The sequence below is a fragment of the Lysinibacillus antri genome, from assembly GCF_003977595.1.
GTDB lineage: Bacteria > Bacillota > Bacilli > Bacillales_A > Planococcaceae > Ureibacillus > Ureibacillus antri.
On record NZ_RYYR01000003.1, the window covers coordinates 72,512 to 93,209 of the forward strand.

Consider the following 20,698-nt stretch of genomic DNA (forward strand, 5'->3'; position numbering starts at 1 on the left):
CCTGCCTTCCTTAGCCTACAAGTTTCACTATTTTTTCGGCACCGTCTGCCATTGAGTCTGCTGCGACAATATTTAGACCAGATTCATTTAATAATTCTTTCCCTCTTTCAACGTTCGTTCCTTCTAAACGTACGACAAGAGGTACTTCTAACCCAATTTGTTTTGCTGCTGCAATAACACCTTCAGCAATAACGTCACATTTCATAATTCCTCCGAAAATGTTGACAAAGATCCCTTTTACTTGTGGGTCAGATAAAATAATTTTAAACGCTTCTGTTACTTTCTCTGTTGTTGCACCGCCCCCAACGTCTAGGAAGTTTGCAGGTTGTCCACCATAGTAACTAATTGTATCCATCGTTGCCATAGCAAGACCCGCACCGTTTACCATACAGCCAATATTTCCATCAAGTGAAATGTAACTTAAGTCATATTTAGACGCTTCAATTTCTTTTGGATCTTCCTCGTCGAAATCTCTTAATTCGACAATATCTTTATGACGATATAACGCATTTGAATCAAAATTAAATTTCGCATCAAGAGCCATTACTTCATCATTACCCGTTACTACTAAAGGGTTAATTTCAACAATCGAAGCATCCTTTTCAACAAATGCTTGATATAAACCAAGCATTAATTTTGCTGCTTTATTCACTAACTTCGATGGGATATTCATATTAAACGCCATACGACGCGCTTGGAATGGTAATAAACCTGTTACAGGATCAATTACTTCTTTAAAGATTTTTTCTGGATTTGTTTCGGCTACCTCTTCAATATCCATACCACCTTCTTCTGAGCCCATTAACGTCACTCTAGAAGTTGCTCTATCTAAAACAAAGCTTAAGTAATATTCTTTTTTAATATCTGATCCCTCTTCAATATAAAGGCGTTTTACTTCCTTGCCTTCAGGACCAGTTTGATGTGTTACTAAAATTTTCCCTAGTAATTCTTTCGCGTAAGAACGCACCTCTTCAAGGTTTTTCGCGATTTTTACGCCTCCTGCTTTACCGCGCCCACCAGCATGAATTTGCGCTTTTACAACCGTCACATTTGAACCAAGTTCCTTTGCGACTTTCACTGCATCCTCTGGTGAAAAAGCAACTCTTCCATTTGGAACAGCTACACCATATTTTCTCAAGATTTCTTTTCCTTGATATTCATGGATATTCATGATAAATCCTCCAATTCTGCCATTTGGAAATTATTTTATTAACATATTCCATTCTATACAAATTTTCTGACAAAGTCTATCATTGTATCAAATGTTCCTTTTTACACCTTTTATTACATTTCTCTCTACAACAACCAAAAATACTTAATAAATAATATTGTTATACAATACTATTTTTCAATTTTTTCTGTACTATAACTACGATCCAATCTGTAAATAAAGGCAAAGACTTCCGCTACAGCTTGATATAATTCTTCTGGGATCGACTGATTTAAATCTAAATTTCCTAGTAATTCAATTAAATTGTGATCTTCATAAATTGGTACATTATGGATTGAAGCTTGTTCTAAGATATTCTCCGCAATTTTCCCTTTTCCCTTTGCCACAACTGTAGGACTATTATTTTGTTGTGGGTTATACGTTAATGCGATTGCTTCTTTTCTCACAAACTTTTTTTCATTCATATACGGAAATCTACTCCACTCTTTTTATTTTGATCCTGATTATGTTTCGATTTTGCAATGACTGTTTGAGGTATATCCCTTTCGAATTGTTTGAAGAATAGTCCTGAAAGTTGATAATCTTTTTCTAAAAGTCCATCCTTTAAAGTTTGTTTTAACGGATTTGCCAAAATTTCAAGATTATTGTGTTCGTTATACACATTAATTGTCACGATGCGATTTTGTACTTGCATATCAATCATCGTTTCATTTAGGTTTTCCATGTCTAAATAGAATAATATTCGAGCATAGTTTGAATCAATCTTCCCATTCTCTTTCATGCGCCCATTCCATTGAACCGTTGCATCTGTATTTTTTCCGAAGAAGTGTAAAGGAATTTGCATGACTAATTGATGTTGAACACCATTTTCACCAGAATGGAGCTGCATGCCATTTAAGCGTGATAAAATATGTTCTGCTCCCTCTCTTACTGTAGAAGAAGTGTTCATGTCTTGGAGTAATGATAAGAGCTGCGGTTTTAATGACTGGATATTTTCTTGAATATTATCTGTCTTCGAATGGAATGTCGCTTCATAGCTTAGCCCTAAACTTCTCAAAACTGTTTTTATCGCATGCTCCATCGCTTTACTATCAATTGCAGCTTGAACCTGTCCATCTGCTTGGCTGATTAAATTTTGAATAAATGGCACTGTTGAGTTATCGGCATTCTTTGCAATGTTCACATGTGTAGCATTTAAACTTGTGATCGCTTCTGGTTTTAATAGGTATAACAATTGATCTTTCTTAGAATACCCCTGTTGATCGACTTCAAACATCTTTGTTCCTTGTTCTGAGAAAGCTTTTATTAATTGTTCATGAAACTGTTTCGCAAAGAGGGTAATCGTCGCTTCTGTCTTAGGTAAAGCCTCAAATCGATTCACTAATTGTAAAATTTGTTGTTTTTGTTGTTCACTTAAGACAGAATCCTCGTCAACTAAAGTTTTTAATTGTTGAAGCATTCTAGGTAATTCTTCAACATTTGTTGCGGCAATATTTTGCACTACAGCATTTAGTGCAGGACTAGAAAAGTCAGGATTAGTAGTTGAAGAAACTTTTGCAAAACTTAGTGACATCCAATTTGAAAGTGTCGCATTTTGTGGCAAAATATTTGATTCCTTTAATAAATTTAATGCCTCTAAACGATTGGAGGCTGTTTCATTCTGATTCATCATTGATTGGATCGCTTTAGATAAGATTGCCCCTCCAACTTCATGTTGAAATGGCTTTATAATTGATTGTAACGTTTGCACTAAGTTCGTCTTTGCTTCGGGCAGGATTGTAGAATCATTCATAATTAGTTTTGTTAAATTTGAAATTTCTCCTGCAATTCCATTTGTTTTCGCCCCATATAATAATCCGTGAAATACTTCTTTCGTAAAAGGCATTTTAGCTTCTACCATTTTTTGTATAGCAACTGCCGCTTCTTGCGTTTGAAATTCTTTTGGCATACTTTTTAAAAGATTCTCTGCTTGAATTAATGTTTCTTTTGTAATAGGTAATTGATTTTTAATAAAATGAGCTAATAATGTTTGCATTTCTGTGGATTTCGGTAAGTTCATAGATTCCATTAACTGATTGATTTGTGTGAGCATCGGTTGTGTGGGCTGCATAGGTCCTGATACTACTTTTATTTCAGCTTGAGGATTAATGGTTGTCACTTGAAAAAAATGCGAATCTCCCGCTTTTAATGGCGTTTCAAGCTTGGCAAACAATTTTTGATTTCCTACCTGAATCTCAGCCATCTGATCTGGATATAGCTTTTTTATTGTTCCATGAAAAACCTGGCCTTGTTTTAAACTTAAAGGTTGTTGTGACTGCATAGTAGTTTGTTGTAGTTGGATTGGGTTAAAAGATGTGGATGTCATAGGAGCAATTCCTCCTTACTGAAAACCATAGATTTAATTGGTTCAAAACTTTTGCGATGTTCAGAAATGGGACCATACTGTTCTAAAGCTTCTAAATGTTGCTTTGTACCATAGCCTGCATTTTGATCAAAACCATACACTGGATATTGCTCATGAAGCTGGTCCATGAACTCATCACGGGCACTTTTTGCTAAAATTGACGCGGCTGCAATCGCTAGACTTTTAGCATCCCCTTTAATAATGGATTGTTGTGGTATAACTATTGGCAATTCTAGTGCGTCTACAATACAAAGGTCTGGACAAGTGTCTAATGCTTCAATGCATTTTTTCATCGATTGTTTTGTTGCTTCTAATATGTTTAATCGATCAATTTCTTCCACACCTTGAAAATGAATAGAATAGGCAATTGCATTTTCTTTAATAATTTGTGCATAAGTTTCTCTTGCTTGTCGTGTTAATTGCTTCGAGTCATTGATCCCAGTAAACACTTCACAATCTTTAGGCAATATTACGGCAGCTGTTACAACTGGCCCTGCTAAAGGTCCACGCCCAGCCTCGTCAAGCCCTGCTATCAATGCTGATTCAAATGGTAAAAATGAATGATCAAATTGTACTTTCTCATCGTGTTCTTTTTTTATTTTCTGTACTTTTTTCATTTTATTTTCCCATGTTTTCAGTGCTTTCTGAACTCCAGCTCGTGTATCCTTTTTTAATTCATCCATCCACTCTTCATATTGCATCACTTTATTTAATTCATCTGTGATTTCTTTGATTGTTTTAACCATTTATTACACTTCCCTATTTTCATCTACTCTATATATCGGCTGTTCCTAATGGCATAAAAGGTAAACTTCATAACAAAGTCATTTTTTATAAATAATTACTGTTCAAAATACGGCTGTCTAATAAGTAACATGCTCTCAATTAGGTAGACAGATGATATAATAAAAAACTAATTTTATTATTTTTATTAGTAATTCAAAAAAGTGTTGCGTAGTGCGCGGCTTACAGTGGTAGGCCGCATTTTCTAATTTTAGTTGACTTCCTAAGCGTTACGCAATTTACTATTCGTTTTCCTGTTGTGGATTTCAATTACAATCAACAAATTTATAACGCAAGAAATAGCTAGTCTTTTGACACTAATGAGTAAACTTATTTACTTTTTAAACAGTTCCTCTGTAAAAAAAGAGATACCAAATCGATTTATTGGTATCTCCCTGCATTAATTTTCAGTGATTGCTTCTTTTTCTAATTGTTCATCAACCATATCAAAGGTTAAAGGACCGAAATTTTGCGTTCGTATATCTCGGACAATAATATAGGCCACTTGATCATAGTCAATTTCTCCACCTTGTCCGTATACTTTTCGTAGTTTTCCAATGTGATCAAAGGTTTCAACAATCTCCTCATGGACAAAAGATAAACCATACCGCTCTTCCATACGATTTGGATAATGGATCGAAAGGAAACGCAATCCGTACACCGCTAAGTCTTCCATATTAATGATTGTATCTTTAATTGCTCCCGTTAAAGCTAACTTTAAACCAACTTCCTGGTCTTCAAATTTTGGCCATAGAATCCCCGGTGTATCAAGTAGTTCTAAATCTTTCCCTACTTTAATCCACTGTTGAGACTTAGTCACACCTGGTGTATTTCCTGTCTTCGCAATATTTTTCTTTGCTAATCGATTTATTAATGTTGATTTCCCTACGTTTGGTATCCCAACAATCATGGCACGGATTGCACGAGGTTTCATCCCACGTGATCTCATACGTTCCCATTTCGGTGCTAAGATTTCTTGTGCCGCTTTTGTAACACGCTGTAGTCCTTTTCCGTCAAGGGAGTTTATCGCAACCGCTATTTGCCCTTTATCAGCAAAATATTTCACCCATTTATTTGTTTCAGCGTCATCTGCCATATCTGCTTTATTTAATATTAATAGCCTTGCCTTTTGGTGAATCACTTCATCGATCATTGGATTTCTTGACGATAAAGGAAGGCGGGCATCGATTAATTCAAAAACAATATCAACTAATTTTAGCTTTTCTGATACTTCCCGTCTAGCTTTCGCCATATGTCCCGGAAACCATTGAATTGTCATACTACTTGTCCTCCTTGGTGTATATTATGTAAAACGGAAGTGGCTCTCGAATGCTCCAAATGAAACTAACAAACACCACACTTCACAACGCTTGTTCTTTAAATAAAGAAAAGGAGATTCTTTAAAACCTCCTTAGAAAATTGACATATTATTTTACAATCTTCATTTCACTAATCGGCCAGAATACGATACTTGTACTTCCGATAATTTCCTCTTCGCTAACAATACCAATATGGCGACTATCTTTACTATAACGACGATTATCCCCCATTACGAATACGTACCCCTCTGGAATTACTTCTAAAGTGGGATCAACATCTTGTAACGTAAAGTCTTGCGTTAACGTACCCTCTGTTAATTCAGATTTATACTGATCTAAATACGGTTCATCGTATGGTTTCCCGTTAATATATAATTGATCGTCTTTATATTCAACTGTATCACCTGGAAGACCGATTACTCGCTTAATATAATCTTTTCCCTCAGGCGCATGAAAAACAACAATATCAAAGCGATCTGGCTCACCAATTGTGTAACCAATTTTATTTACAATCATACGATCCCCATCAACTAAAGTTGGCATCATCGAATCGCCATCCACTACAATTGGCGTAAATAAAAAATATCGAATAAGTACGGCAATTGCAAACGCAATTAGAAGTGCTTTCGTCCATTCCCAAAATTCATTTTTTTCTTTTTTTGTTTGTTCCACGAGAGAAACCTCCCCATAATCCCCATTTTATTGTAAACTAATTCTCTTTGGCAAGTGATAAGAAAAGCGCAAGCGCCCTCACTCAGCTCCGAAAGAAACTGGCCGCCAAGAACGCCACATCGGTGCTCCTGCGATTACTCGTCGCAAAGTGTCTTTGTGGCATTGTCGGCACTTGTACATCCGTGTACTTCGGAAGCTTCCTCCTACGCATACTTGCATGCGTAGGAGGAAGTTGAAGTTTCGAAAGGGGCTAGGGCGCTGAAGCTAGACATTATTCTAACTTAAAATTCCACACTTATTCATTAAAGTAAACCTGCTCTATTGTTAGTTTATATCGCTTTCACTTTTTATATTAATCGTTCTTTCTTGTTAAAATCTGTCAAAAAGAAAGGGAGCTTGCCACCCAAGCCCCCTTTCTAAAAAAGTATTATCGAATTTCTTTAATACGAGCTGCTTTACCACGTAGGTTACGTAAGTAGTAAAGTTTCGCACGACGTACTTTACCACGACGTACAACTTCTAAATTAGCGATTTTTGGAGTGTGTACAGGGAATGTACGTTCAACACCAACGCCATAAGAAATTTTACGAACTGTGAAAGTTTCGCTAATTCCGCCACCACGACGTTTAATAACAACACCTTCATAAACTTGGATACGCTCACGAGTACCCTCTACAACTTTCACGTGTACCTTTACAGTATCACCAGGACGGAAAGATGGTAGGTCTGAACGAAGTTGTTCTTTTGTAATTTCTGCAATAATGTTTGACATAAATTTCTCTCCTCTTAACAGATGCTCTTATAGTCCTATTTGGCTACAGCGGAACACCGTAATATGAGCACTTCTCATAGAAGCACAAAATGAATAATACCACAAAGTTATTACTTTTTGCAAGTCGTTCACAGCATTATTTTTCTTGCTTTAAACTTTCGATATATTTTAATTGTTTATCCGTTAATTCCATATGCTCTAATAAATCCGGTCTTCTTTCAAAAGTACGTTTCAATGACTGTTCTTCACGCCACTGTTCGATTTTTGCATGATTACCGGATATCAATACATCAGGCACTGTCATTCCACGGTAATCAAAAGGCCGCGTATAATGGGGATGTTCGAGTAATCCAGTTGAAAATGAATCATGGATGTGGGAATCTTCTTGTCCTAATACGCCCGGAATTAGCCTTACAACCGCATCTATAACCGTCATGGCAGGGAGTTCTCCACCTGTTAGTACAAAGTCACCAATCGATATTTCATCCGTTACAAGATACTCGCGAATTCGTTCATCATATCCTTCATAATGTCCACATAAAAAAATGAGTTCTTCTTCTTTCGAAAGTTCCTCTGCTTTTTTCTGTGTAAACCGTTCCCCTTGAGGACACATCAAAATAATGCGCGGTTTACGTCCTTCTGTAATGGTTTCAACGGCTTGGAACATTGGTTCAGGTTTTAATACCATTCCCGCTCCACCACCATACGGATAATCATCTACTTGTTTATGTTTATTATCACTAAATTCTCGAATATCGGAAACATTTAATGATACCAATCCTTTATCTTGGGCTTTTCTTAAAATGGAATAACCAAATACGCCTGTAAACATATCTGGAAAAAGACTTAAAACATGAATATTCATTACAATAATCCTTCCATCACGTGAATGATAATTTTCTTATCTTCCACATTAATGTCCTTCACAACATCTTCAATATACGGAATGTAATGTTTTTTACCGTTGCTCGCCTTTACTTCCCAAACATCATTGGCACCTGTTTCTAAAATTTCTGTAACTGTACCGATGCTTTCCCCTTCTTCTGAGAACACTTCGCAGCCAATAATTTCATAATAGTAAAATTCATTTTCTTGTAATTCATCTTCTTCTAATTGATCTTTTGTAACTTTTAATAACCCCTCTTTAAACGGTTCTACTAAGTTGATGTTATTGTATCCTTCAAAAGTTAATAAGATAAAGTTTTTGTGGCGTCGTGCATTTTCTACAACGACCCAGATTGGTTTTTTGTCGTCCTTTTTAAAAACAGCTAACTTACTCCCTTTTGCAAAACGAACGTCTTCAAAGTCTGTTGAAGAGAGCACACGCACTTCACCACGAATACCATGTGTATTGACAATTCGACCTACATTAAACCATTCCATATATAGATTCCACCTTTATTTTCACTTGTGTCGTCATTATCATACTAAAAAGAATATAAAAAAAGAAGGGTAACCATAGTTTAGGCACCCTCCTTTTAATTAATCCAATATATCGACGTATGTCTTTTTCTTATGGTGTCCACCAGCAGCTGAATAAACAATTGTACGTATTGCCTTTGCAACACGACCTTGCTTACCAATCACTTTCCCTCGATCTTGCGGATGGACAGAAAGCTTATAAACAATTCGACTTGAATTTTCGTCCGTTTCGACACGAACTTCTTCTGGAAAATCGACTAGTGGTTTTACGATTGTTTCAATCAGCGAATGCATAGTGGCACCTCCGATTATTTACTGAATTTTTGGTTGTGGAATTTTTCCATGATTCCTTTTTCTGAGAAAAGGTTACGTACTGTATCAGATGGTTTCGCACCATTAGCTAACCATTGAAGAGCTTTCTCTTCATCGATATTTAATGTAGCAGGTGAAGTTAGTGGGTTGTAAGTACCTACTGTTTCGATTTGACGTCCGTCACGTGGTGAACGAGAGTCAGCTACTACGATACGATAGAAAGGAGATTTTTTAGCTCCCATACGTTTTAAACGAATTTTAACTGCCATGTTTATTTGCACCTCCGAATAAGTTTCACACAAGATAGTATATTATCTTGTTTCTTGTTGTTTGTAAAGTGTTTTTTCTTAACACCTAATAATTTAACATAATTTTTTTATTTAAACAATGAATCTAGCCCAGGTAATTTCATTTTTTTCTTCCCTTTTCCTTGGGTCATACCGGTCATTTGTTTCATCATTTTTTTCATATCTTCAAATTGCTTCAATAGTCGGTTTACTTCTTGAATTGTTGTACCAGACCCTGTCGCAATCCGTTTTTTACGGCTAGAGTTAATGATTTCTGGATTTGTTTTTTCTGCAGGCGTCATGGAATAAATAATCGCTTCAATACGCCCCATTTGCTTTTCATCTACTTTTACATTGTCTAACCCTTTAATTTTATTCGCACCTGGTAGCATCTTTAATAGTTCATCTAAAGGCCCCATTTTTTTCAACGCTTGTAATTGTTCAACAAAATCATCGAATGTGAAGCTTTGGGACATGAACTTTTCTTCAAGTTCTTTCGCCTTCTCCATATCGACATTTGCCTGTGCTTTTTCAATTAACGAAAGAACATCACCCATACCTAAAATACGTGATGCCATACGATCTGGATGGAATGGTTCTAACGCATCCATTTTTTCGCCCATCCCGACATACTTAATCGGTTTTTCCGTTACTGCACGAATGGATAATGCCGCACCACCACGCGTATCACCATCTAGTTTTGTTAATACAACACCTGAAATGCCAATTGTTTCGTTAAAGCTTTGCGCAACATTTACAGCATCCTGACCCGTCATCGCATCAACAACTAAAAATACTTCATCTGGTTCTTTTAATTGCTTAATATTTTTTAGCTCATCCATTAGTTCTTCATCGATATGTAAGCGACCAGCTGTATCGATAATTACAACATCATGATGTTCCTCTTTTGCATGTTCAATAGCTTGGCGAGCGATTTCTACAGGAGAAACGTCATTACCAAGGGCAAAAACAGGAATTGAAAGTTGTTTCCCTAATGTTTGAAGTTGTTGAATGGCTGCAGGACGATAAATATCGGCTGCTACAAGCAATGGTTTACGGTTGTATTTTTTTCGCATTACATTGGCTAACTTACCAGTAGTAGTAGTTTTACCAGCACCTTGTAAACCTACCATCATAATGACAGTTGGTGGTTTCGTATTGAAATTAATAGGGCTTTGTTCGCCACCCATTAATGCCACTAACTCATCTTGTACAATTTTAATAACCTGTTGCCCTGGCGTTAAACTTTTCATGACCTCAACACCAATTGCACGTTCACTTACTTTTTTTACAAACTCTTTAACTACCTTTAAGTTAACATCGGCCTCGATTAATGCAAGTCGAACCTCTCGCATCATTTCTTTAACGTCTTGTTCAGAAACTTTCCCTTTTCCTTTAATCTTTTGGATTGTTCCTTGGAGTCGTTCTGCTAATCCTTCAAATGCCATGTTTAGCCTCCTAATCCGTTTCCTTTAATTGCGAAAGTAATGTAAGTTGCTCTTCTTTTGTCAAAGAGTCATCTTTAATTGCAGTCGTTAATTTTTTTAGAATTTGTTGGCGTTCCCCAAATTTCTCGAATAACCTTAATTTATCTTCATATTCTTCAAGCATCGCCTCTGTCCGACGAATATTATCGTAAACAGCTTGACGTGAAACTTTATAACTTTCCGCAATCTCTCCTAGTGAAAGATCATCTAAATAATAAAGTTCCATATAACTGCGTTGTTTATCTGTTAATAATGCTTGATAAAAGTCGAAGAGAAAGTTCATGCGTGTTGTTTTTTCAAGTAGCATTAAATATCTCTCCAATCATAATTTGTCTATTGTATCATATATATTTTCTAAGTTACTGTCAAGGTAATTTCCTTGTCCAAATGTCTTTATTGTAAAACAATTAGAAAAAACTATTTCAGCTAAAAGGATTCCTTATAACTGAAATAGTTTGATTGTTAATCTTCTATTTGTTTTAGCTCTTTTTCTAAGCCCTCTGCAAATAATCCGTATACATAGCGTTCAGCATCAAATGGTTGCAAGTCATCCATTTTCTCACCAAGCCCAACAAACTTAACTGGAATATGCAGTTTGTTGCGAATGGCTAAAACAATTCCGCCTTTCGCTGTACCGTCTAATTTTGTTAAAACAATTCCTGTAACATTTGTTGCTTCTTTGAATGTTTGCGCTTGAACTAACGCATTTTGGCCTGTCGTAGCATCTAACGCTAGTAACACTTCATGTGGAGCATTTGGAATCTCACGCGAAATTACACGGTGAACCTTTTCAAGCTCTTTCATTAAGTTTACTTTATTTTGTAAACGTCCCGCTGTATCACAAATTAATACATCAGCACCGCGCTTTTTCGCAGCAGCAATGGCATCATAAATAACTGCTGCAGGGTCAGAGCCTTCTGATTGCTTAATTACTTCACAACCAACACGATCTCCCCAAACTTGTAATTGATCGATAGCTCCCGCACGGAACGTATCACCCGCCGCAAGAATAACCGATTTCCCTTCCGATTTTAGACGATGCGCTAATTTACCAATTGTCGTTGTTTTACCTACACCGTTTACTCCCACAAAGAGAATAACCGTTAACTCGCCAGCCGGTTGGATATTTAACGTAGCAATATCCTCTTCCCCAGCCTCGTAAATTTCAACTAGTTTTTCTGAAATAATTGCTTGTATGCCTTCTGTATCTTTTATGTTTTTTCGTTGTACTTCAAAACGTAACTTATCCATTAATTCCATAACCGTTTCAAAGCCAACATCCGCCTGTAATAAAACTTCTTCTAATTCTTCAAAGAAATCTTCATCCACTTTACGATAACGTGCCACTAGATCATTTACTTTGGAAGTGAAAGAATCACGAGTTTTCGCAAGCCCAATTTTAAATTTTTGGGTAATTGACCATGCAGAAGGTTTCTTTTCAGGTTCTGCCTCAATAGCGGCAGGAACATTCTCTAGAACATCCGCTTCTTTAGAGTCCACATCTTCTTCAATCACTGTTTCAATTTCTTCAATTGCTTCTTCTTCAGTGACTTCCACTTCTTCAATTTTCTCTTCTTCAACAGAAACGGCTGAAGAATCCTCTATTTTTAGTTCGGATTCATCCTCTTCAGGAAGTTCATGTTCCTGTTCAGCTTCTTTTAATTTCTCTTCTTCTGTACTTCCCATTAACTTTTCTTTTAAACGTTTAAAAAAGCTCATTTACTTTCGCTCCTTTTGTCCTTATAGAAACGTAATACTATTTATCTGCCCATTATAGCTTCTTCTTCTAGCTTGACAGAAACGAGTTTCGAAACTCCCGACTCTTGCATTGTAATACCATACAATACATCTGCACCTTCCATTGTCCCTTTACGATGGGTAATGACGATGAACTGTGTATCACTACTTAGCTTTCTTAAATATTCACTATAGCGCTGTACATTCGCTTCATCTAGGGCAGCTTCTACTTCATCCAATATAACAAATGGTACTGGACGAGTATTTAAAATCGCAAATAATAATGCAATCGCTGTTAATGCTCGTTCGCCACCCGATAATAAGCTTAAACTTTGAAGCTTTTTCCCAGGTGGTTGTGCCACAATTTCAATTCCTGTTTCCAATAAATTAGTCGGATCAAGTAAAACTAAATCAGCTTGTCCACCACCAAATAATTCGCGGAAAACGACTTTAAATTGCGCTTGAATCATAGCGAATGTTTCACCAAATCGAATCGACATTTCTTCGTCCATTTCTTTAATTGCTTCATGTAACGTCTCTTGGGCTTCAAGTAAGTCATTCCGTTGCTCAGTTAAAAATGTATGACGCTCTAGCACGCGCTCATACTCTTCAATCGCCGTTAAATTTACTGGGCCAAGTTCTTCGATTGATTGCTTTAAAAGCTTTACTTTACGACGAATTTGGTTCACATCTTCTATTTCAATTGCTTGAGCCTTGGCTTCTTCAAACTCTAGTTCATACTGCTCTTCTAATTGTGTATGTAAACGATTGATTTCAAACTCGATGCGACTTCTGTTTACGTCAACAGATCGAATACTCTCTAAAAATCCTTTATGAACTCGTTGCATCTCTTTTAGTTGTTCTTCTAACGTCATTAATGATTGCTGATAATCTGAGCGAGCCGTACGATTTGTTTGAATTTTTGTTGTTAGGGCATTTTTTTCTTTTGACCATTGTTTAACTGTTTCTTCAATTTCCTCTTCAGAAGGGCCATTTAAATCGTCATTTTGGAGCCACTGAATTTCTTGTGTTAATGCCTCCACTTGTTGGTTTGCTTTCGTTCGTTTCAATGCAAGCTCTGCGGTTGCAATTTGTAGTTGACTAACTTGTTCTTGGATTACCGCTAGTTCGGAACGTTTCTTAGCAGACTGTTCACGTAAAGCATCTTTTTCCGTTTCACTTTGAGACTTCAATTGTGTTAGTTGTTCTACTTTTTCATTCACTGCATGAAGTTCAATTTTTAATTGTTCAAGACGATTGATTGCCTCTTCTTTTTGTTGTAAAAGAGAACTCTTTCTTGATGAAGCCGTAGATTGTTCTGAAGTTGCAACATTAACCGTAGTTTTTAAACTTTTTTCTTCTACTTCCACTTCTAACAATTTTGTGCGGTGTTCCATCTCTTCTTTTCGAAGTTCTTCACCTTCAAGTTTGATTGCTTCAATTTGTTCCCGCAACACAGCTACTGCATCTTTTTCAGCTGAAACCGATTTTTCCGCTTGCGCAATAGATGCTTCCATTTGATGAAGTTTAGAAACTAATTCGTCTAGCTCTGCTTTCCGAGAAAATAAGGATGATTGTTGCTTCGATGCACCACCAGTTAAAGAACCACCAGCATTAATAATGTCACCATCAACCGTAACAACTCGATATTTAAATCCACATGCTCTTGCAATTTCGCTTGCCCCTTCAAGATTCGATGCGACAAGGACATTTCCTAGTAAGTTCTCAACAATTGTTCGGTTTGATTCATCAAAGCTCACTAGTTCATATGCAAAACTAATATATGCAGGATGGTCCAGCGCATTAGAAAGCTGTGACGAATGAAGCTTACGTGATTTCATGACAGTTTTAGGTAAAAATGTAGCGCGTCCTGCACGTTTCATTTTTAGCCAACCAATTGCCTTTTGTGCATGGTGTTCATTTTCTGTTACGATATGTTGCGATGCTGCACCTAATGCGGTTTCAATAGCCTTTGAGTATTTTCCTTCAACTTGAATTAACTCTGCTACTGCACCTTCAATACCCGAAAGTTCATTACGATCACGAGCAAGTAAAATTTCTTTAACTCCTTGGAAGAAACCTGAAAAATCTGATTCTAGTTCAGCAAGTGTGTCTTTACGCGCTTTAAGTTGTTGTTGGTGTTGGTAGGCTTGATAGAGGAGCTTTTGCTTTTCATCAAAAGAAGTCGCAATAGCTTTTAACTTGCTTTGCATTAAGTCATGCTGTCCTAACTTATCTTTTAGTTTCGCCTCTACTTTTTGCAATTGATCTTGAATTTGCAGTTTTAACGCAGTAACTTGTTCTAACCTTTGGACCATTTCAATTGAGCGATCACTCATTCGTTCTTGTGTTTCTTGTTGTTGCATTAATTGCTGTTCAATGTGCTTTAATTCATTTTTTACTGTTGCTTCTTCGTTTAAAAAATCAATGTATTGATCCTTTGATTGCTCGATTTCTTGTTCAATTTCAACGGCTGACGTGTTTAACGTTAAGTCCAATTGCTTAATTTCATTTTTAAGTTTTTGCACTTCTTTTTGTTTTTCTGCAAACTGGCTTTTTTTCTCATCTTCACTAACTTGCAGCTCTTCTTGTTCTTCCGTTAACTGTTTTAATGAAAGGTGCAGTTGATCAAGCTGCTTTTGTGCATTTAAGCGTTTCTCCCTCATTAACGCTTTACGGCCTTCCCAACGTTCCACTTCAGAGCTTGCTTCAACTAACTGTTCCTGAGCTGTATCAAGAGTGACATCAATTTGTTTTAACTGATCGCGAACGTCTCCAACTTGACCTTCAAGAGTAGAAATCTTTAATGCTTGTTGTTGTTCTGTTTGTTTTAGTTTTTCGTATTCAACGTTTACAGTCTGTAACTGATTAACATAGGTCGTTAAATCAGTTACCATCAATGCAATATCAATTTCTCTAAGTTCATCTGCCATGCGAACATAATCCTTCGCACTAGATGCTTGGATTTGTAATGGCTCTAACCGACTATCAAGTTCATGTAAAATATCAAGAACTCGATGTAAGTTTTCATCTGTCTCCACTAATTTGTGTTCGGCCTTCTTCTTTCGAATTTTATATTTTAGAACGCCAGCTGCTTCTTCAAAAATTGTGCGACGGTCATCTGGACGACTATTTAAAATTTCATCGACACGGCCTTGAGAAATGATGGAAAACGCTTCCTTACCTAAACCTGAATCTAAAAATAAATCAGTAATATCCTTTAACCGGCATTGCTGATTGTTTAATAAATATTCACTATCCCCAGAACGGTACACACGTCTTGTCACGCTAATTTCTGTGAACGGGATCGCTATTTTTTCGTCTTCATTATTTAACACTAACGTTACTTCGGCAAAATTAAGAGGCTTTCTTGAATCACTACCAGCAAAAATAACATCTTCCATTTTTGAACCGCGTAAACTCTTCGCTGATTGTTCCCCTAATACCCATCGGATCGCATCGGTAACATTACTTTTCCCACTACCGTTTGGGCCAACAACTGCTGTAACACCTGGCACAAAATCAATCGAAATGCGATCAGCAAACGATTTAAAGCCGATAACTTCAAGTCGTTTAAGGAACATACTATTCCTCCTTAGCCCTAGACTGATTTAAAGAAATCATTGCATTTTGTGCAGCTTGTTGTTCAGCCTCTTTTTTTGATTTACCTCGCCCAATACCTAGTTCTTGATCGTTCAATAATACTCGTGACACAAATGTACGATTATGGGCTGGTCCTTTTTCGTCCACAATTTCATAATGCAGTACACCGTTATTTGACTGTTGTACCATCTCTTGCAATTGGCTTTTAAAATCCATCACATGCGAAAAAGCACCGACTTCTACCTTAGGGAACACGATTCTTTCTAAAAACTCTACAACACTGTCTAAAGCTTGATCTAAATACAAAGCACCAATAAATGATTCGAACACGTCTGCAAGTAACGCAGGACGTTCACGGCCACCAGTAAGTTCTTCACCTTTCCCTAATAAAACATATTTCCCAAAATTTAATTCATTGGCAAATATAACAAGGGACGGCTCACATACAATTGATGCACGAAGTTTTGTTAATTCGCCCTCGCTCATATGTGGATAGCGTTCAAAAAGATATTTAGAAACAGATAGTTCAAGTACAGCGTCTCCCAAAAACTCTAGTCGTTCATTGTCGGTAAATAGTTTTCGACGATGCTCATTCACATAAGATGAATGTGTAAAAGCTTGATATAATAAACTTTTATTACGAAAATAAATATTTAATTCTTCTTGTAAAAACTCAAATTGATGTTTTACTTTCTCTGGCAAAACACCTACTTTTTGAGTACTACTTTTTTTTCTAATTGTCATGAACTTTTCTGCCTTCCTAATAGATTCTAACGTTTAGTTTACCTTGTTCCATCATAGAAATTCAACTTTTCTTTGTAATAAAAAGAAACTCGCCTTTGTAACGTGAACACAAATATAAAAGAGACACATTTTTACATCATTAGGAGATGCAAATTGTGCCTCTTAATCATTAGCTTATTTTACCTTCAATGTAACTGATCGCATCGCCAACAGTTCCGATTTTTTCAGCATCTTCGTCTGAAATTTCCATATCAAACTCATCTTCAAGTTCCATTACTAATTCAACAACGTCTAATGAGTCTGCGCCTAAATCTTCACGGAAAGAAGCTTCTACTTTTACTTCGCTTTCGTCAACGCCTAAACGGTCAACGATTACTTTTGTTACACGTTCTAATACTGTAGTCAAGTTGGTCACCTCCCCTCAAATAGTATACATAAAACTGACAATTGTACAACATAATATTATTCGTTTAATAGTAAATCTCGTAATCTATAGGAATTACATAAACATTCCGCCATCAATGTGCAATGTTTGACCTGTCATATAGCTTGAATCATCTGATGCTAAAAAGATTACCGCTTTTGCAATATGTTCAGGTTGCCCAAGACTTGCTAATGGAATCTGTGTTAACATAGCATTTTTAATATCTTCTGGTAAAGCATCTGTCATTTCAGTTGTAATGAAGCCTGGTGCAATCGCGTTTACTAGGATATTACGCGATGCTAGCTCTCTTGCAGTCGTTTTCGTTAAGCCAATAACCCCTGCTTTTGCAGCCACATAATTTGCTTGTCCAGCATTACCGATTGTCCCAACAATTGATGAAATATTAATGATACGACCAGCACGTTGCTTCATCATTTGACGCGTTACTGCTTTTGTACAAAGGAATACGCCTTTTAAGTTTGTATTGATGACTTCATCCCATTCGTCTTCTTTCATGCGCATAAGTAGATTGTCTCGTGTAATGCCCGCATTATTCACTAAAATATCGATTGTACCGAATTGTTCAAGTGCAGCTGACATTAAATTTTGAACGGAGTCACTATCAGATACGTTTGCTTGAACAGCAATCGCATTTGACCCAAGGGATTTAATTTCCTCTACAACTTCTAGCGCTTTTTTCTCACTCCCACTATAGTTAACTACTACATTTGCACCTTCGATTGCTAGTTGTAATGCGATTGCGCGTCCAATTCCTCTTGATGCACCTGTAACAACTGCGGTTTTGCCATCTAATTTACCCAACTTGGTCACCCCTTTAAACTTTCAATCACTTCGTTTAATGATGCTTCGTCGTATACACAATACGTTTTTACTGAACGGTCGATTTTTTTTACTAAGCCAGAAAGTACTTTTCCTGGACCACATTCAATGAAAGTTGTGACACCTTGTTCAATCATATAACGGACTGAATTTTCCCATTGCACCGGAGAGTACACTTGCTCTACTAGTTCATGTTGAATAGTAGTAACATCGACTAATTCATCAGCACGAACGTTACCAATAACAGGGACTTTTGGCGCTGCAATTTCAATTTCTTTAAGCTCTGCGCCTAACTTATCAGCCGCCTCACGCATTAATTCTGAGTGGAAGGGACCACTTACAACTAAAGGAATAGCCCGTTTTGCTCCAGCCTCTTTAGCTTCCACACAAGCTTTGTCAACTCCTGCTTTTGTCCCTGAAATTACGATTTGACCTGGGCAATTTAAATTGGCAATTTGCACTAGGTCGCCAGCAGATGTCACTTTGTCCGTCACTTCACGTAAAGCATCTGCATCCATACTTAAAATAGCAGCCATCGCACCTTGCCCCGCAGGAACAGCTTCTTCCATAAATAAACCACGCTTATGAACGATTTGTACTGCATCTTCAAAACTTAATGATTGTGAGGCTACTAATGCACTGTATTCCCCTAGAGAATGTCCAGCAGTATAATCTGGGACAATACCTGCTTGTGATAACTTAGATGCGACCATTACCCCCGTTGTTAGTAACGCCGGTTGTGCATTATATGTTAAAGTCAATTCTTCCTGAGGTCCTTCTAACATTAATTTAGATAGAGAGAAACCTAACACTTCGTCTGCCTTTTCATAAAATGCTTTACTCTCGTCATTGTTTTGGACAAATTCTGCCCCCATTCCAACTTGCTGAGAGCCTTGTCCCGGAAAGATAAATGCTATTTTCGTCATGTGTATCCCCTTTTTCTAAATCATTTATTGTGCTTGACTTTTAGCAATTGTCGATTTCATAACATCTGTTACATTATGTTCAACCATTGTGGATGCTTGACGGATGGCACTATAAATTGCGCGTGCGTTGGAGGAACCATGCGCTTTTACGACAGGAGCCTGTAATCCAAATAACGCAGCACCACCGTGTTCGGAATAATCTAATTTTGCCTTTAAATTTTTCAATTCACTTTTCATTAAAATCGCACTAAATTTCGTTTTCCCAGATGCCATAAATGCCTCTTTTAACATTGCCATCATCGCACCTGCTGTACCTTCTATTGATTTTAAAACCATATTTCCAGTAAACCCATCTGTAACGACAACATCTGCTACATTTTCTAATAGATCACGCGCTTCTACATTGCCTACGAAATTTAAGTCTGTTTGTTCTTTTAATAAACCAAATACCGCCTTTGTCAGTTCGTTCCCTTTTATATCTTCAGTCCCAATATTCAGTAGGCCTACACGGGGATTTTTTATACCACGAACTTTTTGTGCATAAATATTACCCATGATGGCATATTGAACGATATTTTCAGGTTTCGCCTCCGCATTGGCCCCAAGATCTAGCATTAAAAAGCCCTGCCCATCAATCGTCGGTAATGTAGTGGCTAACGCCGGGCGTAATACACCGTCAATACGACCCACTTTAAATAAACCACCTGCCATTAACGCACCTGTATTCCCTGCAGATAGACATGCATCTGCTGTACCTTCCTTCACGGCTTCTAACATTTTGGCCATAGATGAATCTTTTTTTCGGCGAACAGCACGTGCTGGGTCATCTTCTGATTCGACAACCTCTTCACAATGAATAACTTGCAGACGTGGATGTTCTTTTAAAAACGGTTGTAATTCTTGTTGTTTTCCATAGAGCTGTATGTCTAATGTCGGAAAATCCTCTAAAGCAAGGAGTACACCTTCTACAATGGCTTTCGGTGCATTGTCTCCACCCATTCCGTCAATTGCCAATTTCATGATTGCCACTACCTTTCGTGCGATACATCTCAAATTCACCTTTAAATACCGTTTCAGTATTTACAGTTGATACGACATCTATATAAGTTCGATTTTTTTCACTATGTTGTCCGCGTACAATTGCCTTTGTAATCACACGGTTGCCTGCTTTTACAGGTTTCACAAAAGAGACAGAAGCTTTTACTGTTAAAGCGAGTTCATCATTAATAACGGCAACAGCTAAAGAGTTGGCCTGTGCAAATAAATGATGACCTCTAGCAATTCCATTCCGTTGAAAAACATGCTCTTGTCCAACGTCAAAAATAGAGATTGCCCGCTGATCTAATTCAATATCAACAATTTCTCCAATTACTTCATCAATTGGTAGTGATTTCACTTCGTTTTCATAATTTTTTGCTGCAACGTCTTTTATTCGTTCGCGCAATTCCGGAATGGCTAATTCCATTCGGTCAAGACGAATCGTTTGTACACTAACACCAAATTGGGAGGCTAATTGTTCATCTGTGATGAATGGATTATCCTGAATTGTTTCAGTTAAGAGTTGTTGTCTCTCTTTTTTTGTTTTTCTCATCACTCGTCACCTACTTCCAATTTTATTAGCACTTGGTACTAATACCAGTATACATTTACAAAAAAAAGAACGCAACATAAAAGTTACGTTCTGTTAGAAAAGTGGAGAACGCCCGTTTAGCTCCGACAACAACTGGAGAAAACCACAAGAAGACGCTTTTTGTCCTCGCAGGGGTTTTCGAAGTTGTCGAGGAGCTGGCATTCG

The 20,698-nt window shown here is 37.1% G+C and carries 21 protein-coding genes; all 21 read right to left on the reverse strand.

Annotation, left to right across the window (positions count from 1 at the left end; genetic code table 11):
* Nucleotides 1-10 precede the first annotated feature (10 nt).
* Nucleotides 11-1,171, reverse strand: coding sequence for an ADP-forming succinate--CoA ligase subunit beta (sucC, locus tag EK386_RS03120; RefSeq protein WP_126657567.1), 1,161 nt, complete (start codon nucleotides 1,169-1,171; stop codon nucleotides 11-13).
* A gap of 170 nt (nucleotides 1,172-1,341) precedes the next feature.
* The gene (locus EK386_RS03125) at nucleotides 1,342-1,635 is read right to left on the reverse strand and encodes an EscU/YscU/HrcU family type III secretion system export apparatus switch protein (RefSeq protein ID WP_126657568.1); all 294 of its coding nucleotides are present in this window, start codon (nucleotides 1,633-1,635) and stop codon (nucleotides 1,342-1,344) included.
* A complete protein-coding gene (locus EK386_RS03130) occupies nucleotides 1,632-3,536 on the reverse strand; it encodes a TP0910 N-terminal domain-containing protein (protein WP_126657569.1) in 1,905 nt (634 codons plus the stop codon). Before EK386_RS03130 ends, EK386_RS03125 begins: the two co-directional genes overlap by 4 nt.
* Nucleotides 3,533-4,321, reverse strand: a complete 789-nt coding sequence (gene rnhB / locus EK386_RS03135) for a ribonuclease HII (protein ID WP_126657570.1) — start codon at nucleotides 4,319-4,321, stop codon at nucleotides 3,533-3,535. Before rnhB ends, EK386_RS03130 begins: the two co-directional genes overlap by 4 nt.
* Nucleotides 4,322-4,758: 437 nt before the next feature.
* On the reverse strand, nucleotides 4,759-5,637 hold the full coding sequence (ylqF, locus tag EK386_RS03140) for a ribosome biogenesis GTPase YlqF (protein WP_126657571.1): 879 nt from the start codon (nucleotides 5,635-5,637) through the stop codon (nucleotides 4,759-4,761).
* Nucleotides 5,638-5,785: 148 nt separating this feature from the next.
* Complete coding sequence (lepB, locus tag EK386_RS03145) at nucleotides 5,786-6,349, reverse strand: signal peptidase I (protein ID WP_126657572.1); 564 nt, start codon at nucleotides 6,347-6,349, stop codon at nucleotides 5,786-5,788.
* Nucleotides 6,350-6,776: 427 nt separating this feature from the next.
* Entirely contained in the window at nucleotides 6,777-7,121 is a 345-nt protein-coding gene (gene rplS, locus EK386_RS03150) for a 50S ribosomal protein L19 (RefSeq protein WP_126657573.1), read from the reverse strand.
* Nucleotides 7,122-7,257: 136 nt separating this feature from the next.
* Nucleotides 7,258-7,986 carry a tRNA (guanosine(37)-N1)-methyltransferase TrmD gene (trmD, locus tag EK386_RS03155; protein ID WP_126657574.1) on the reverse strand — a complete coding sequence of 243 codons (729 nt, stop codon included), beginning with the start codon at nucleotides 7,984-7,986 and terminating at the stop codon, nucleotides 7,258-7,260.
* Nucleotides 7,986-8,504: a ribosome maturation factor RimM gene (rimM, locus tag EK386_RS03160; protein WP_126657575.1), complete on the reverse strand. Its 519-nt coding sequence runs from the start codon at nucleotides 8,502-8,504 to the stop codon at nucleotides 7,986-7,988. Before rimM ends, trmD begins: the two co-directional genes overlap by 1 nt.
* 99 nt (nucleotides 8,505-8,603) lie before the next feature.
* Nucleotides 8,604-8,837 carry a KH domain-containing protein gene (locus EK386_RS03165; RefSeq protein ID WP_126657576.1) on the reverse strand — a complete coding sequence of 78 codons (234 nt, stop codon included), beginning with the start codon at nucleotides 8,835-8,837 and terminating at the stop codon, nucleotides 8,604-8,606.
* A gap of 14 nt (nucleotides 8,838-8,851) precedes the next feature.
* A complete protein-coding gene (rpsP, locus tag EK386_RS03170; RefSeq protein ID WP_126657577.1) occupies nucleotides 8,852-9,124 on the reverse strand; it encodes a 30S ribosomal protein S16 in 273 nt (90 codons plus the stop codon).
* 107 nt (nucleotides 9,125-9,231) lie between these two features.
* The gene (ffh, locus tag EK386_RS03175; RefSeq protein WP_126657578.1) at nucleotides 9,232-10,590 is read right to left on the reverse strand and encodes a signal recognition particle protein; all 1,359 of its coding nucleotides are present in this window, start codon (nucleotides 10,588-10,590) and stop codon (nucleotides 9,232-9,234) included.
* Between the two features lie 10 nt (nucleotides 10,591-10,600).
* The gene (locus tag EK386_RS03180; protein WP_126657579.1) at nucleotides 10,601-10,936 is read right to left on the reverse strand and encodes a putative DNA-binding protein; all 336 of its coding nucleotides are present in this window, start codon (nucleotides 10,934-10,936) and stop codon (nucleotides 10,601-10,603) included.
* A gap of 155 nt (nucleotides 10,937-11,091) precedes the next feature.
* A complete protein-coding gene (gene ftsY / locus EK386_RS03185) occupies nucleotides 11,092-12,348 on the reverse strand; it encodes a signal recognition particle-docking protein FtsY (RefSeq protein ID WP_126657580.1) in 1,257 nt (418 codons plus the stop codon).
* Nucleotides 12,349-12,389: 41 nt separating this feature from the next.
* On the reverse strand, nucleotides 12,390-15,950 hold the full coding sequence (smc, locus tag EK386_RS03190) for a chromosome segregation protein SMC (RefSeq protein ID WP_126657581.1): 3,561 nt from the start codon (nucleotides 15,948-15,950) through the stop codon (nucleotides 12,390-12,392).
* A gap of 1 nt (nucleotide 15,951) precedes the next feature.
* Nucleotides 15,952-16,713, reverse strand: coding sequence for a ribonuclease III (gene rnc, locus EK386_RS03195; protein ID WP_126657582.1), 762 nt, complete (start codon nucleotides 16,711-16,713; stop codon nucleotides 15,952-15,954).
* Nucleotides 16,714-16,882: 169 nt separating this feature from the next.
* Nucleotides 16,883-17,119 (reverse strand): acyl carrier protein, encoded by a 237-nt coding sequence (gene acpP, locus EK386_RS03200; protein ID WP_126657583.1) that lies wholly within the window; start codon nucleotides 17,117-17,119, stop codon nucleotides 16,883-16,885.
* Between the two features lie 93 nt (nucleotides 17,120-17,212).
* The gene (gene fabG / locus EK386_RS03205; RefSeq protein WP_126657584.1) at nucleotides 17,213-17,959 is read right to left on the reverse strand and encodes a 3-oxoacyl-[acyl-carrier-protein] reductase; all 747 of its coding nucleotides are present in this window, start codon (nucleotides 17,957-17,959) and stop codon (nucleotides 17,213-17,215) included.
* Nucleotides 17,960-17,964: 5 nt separating this feature from the next.
* Nucleotides 17,965-18,903: an ACP S-malonyltransferase gene (gene fabD / locus EK386_RS03210; RefSeq protein WP_126657585.1), complete on the reverse strand. Its 939-nt coding sequence runs from the start codon at nucleotides 18,901-18,903 to the stop codon at nucleotides 17,965-17,967.
* Nucleotides 18,904-18,927: 24 nt separating this feature from the next.
* Nucleotides 18,928-19,923 carry a phosphate acyltransferase PlsX gene (gene plsX, locus EK386_RS03215; protein ID WP_126657586.1) on the reverse strand — a complete coding sequence of 332 codons (996 nt, stop codon included), beginning with the start codon at nucleotides 19,921-19,923 and terminating at the stop codon, nucleotides 18,928-18,930.
* Nucleotides 19,907-20,494, reverse strand: a complete 588-nt coding sequence (gene fapR / locus EK386_RS03220) for a transcription factor FapR (protein WP_126657587.1) — start codon at nucleotides 20,492-20,494, stop codon at nucleotides 19,907-19,909. The genes plsX and fapR overlap by 17 nt, the downstream gene beginning before the upstream one ends.
* Nucleotides 20,495-20,698: the final 204 nt, after the last annotated feature.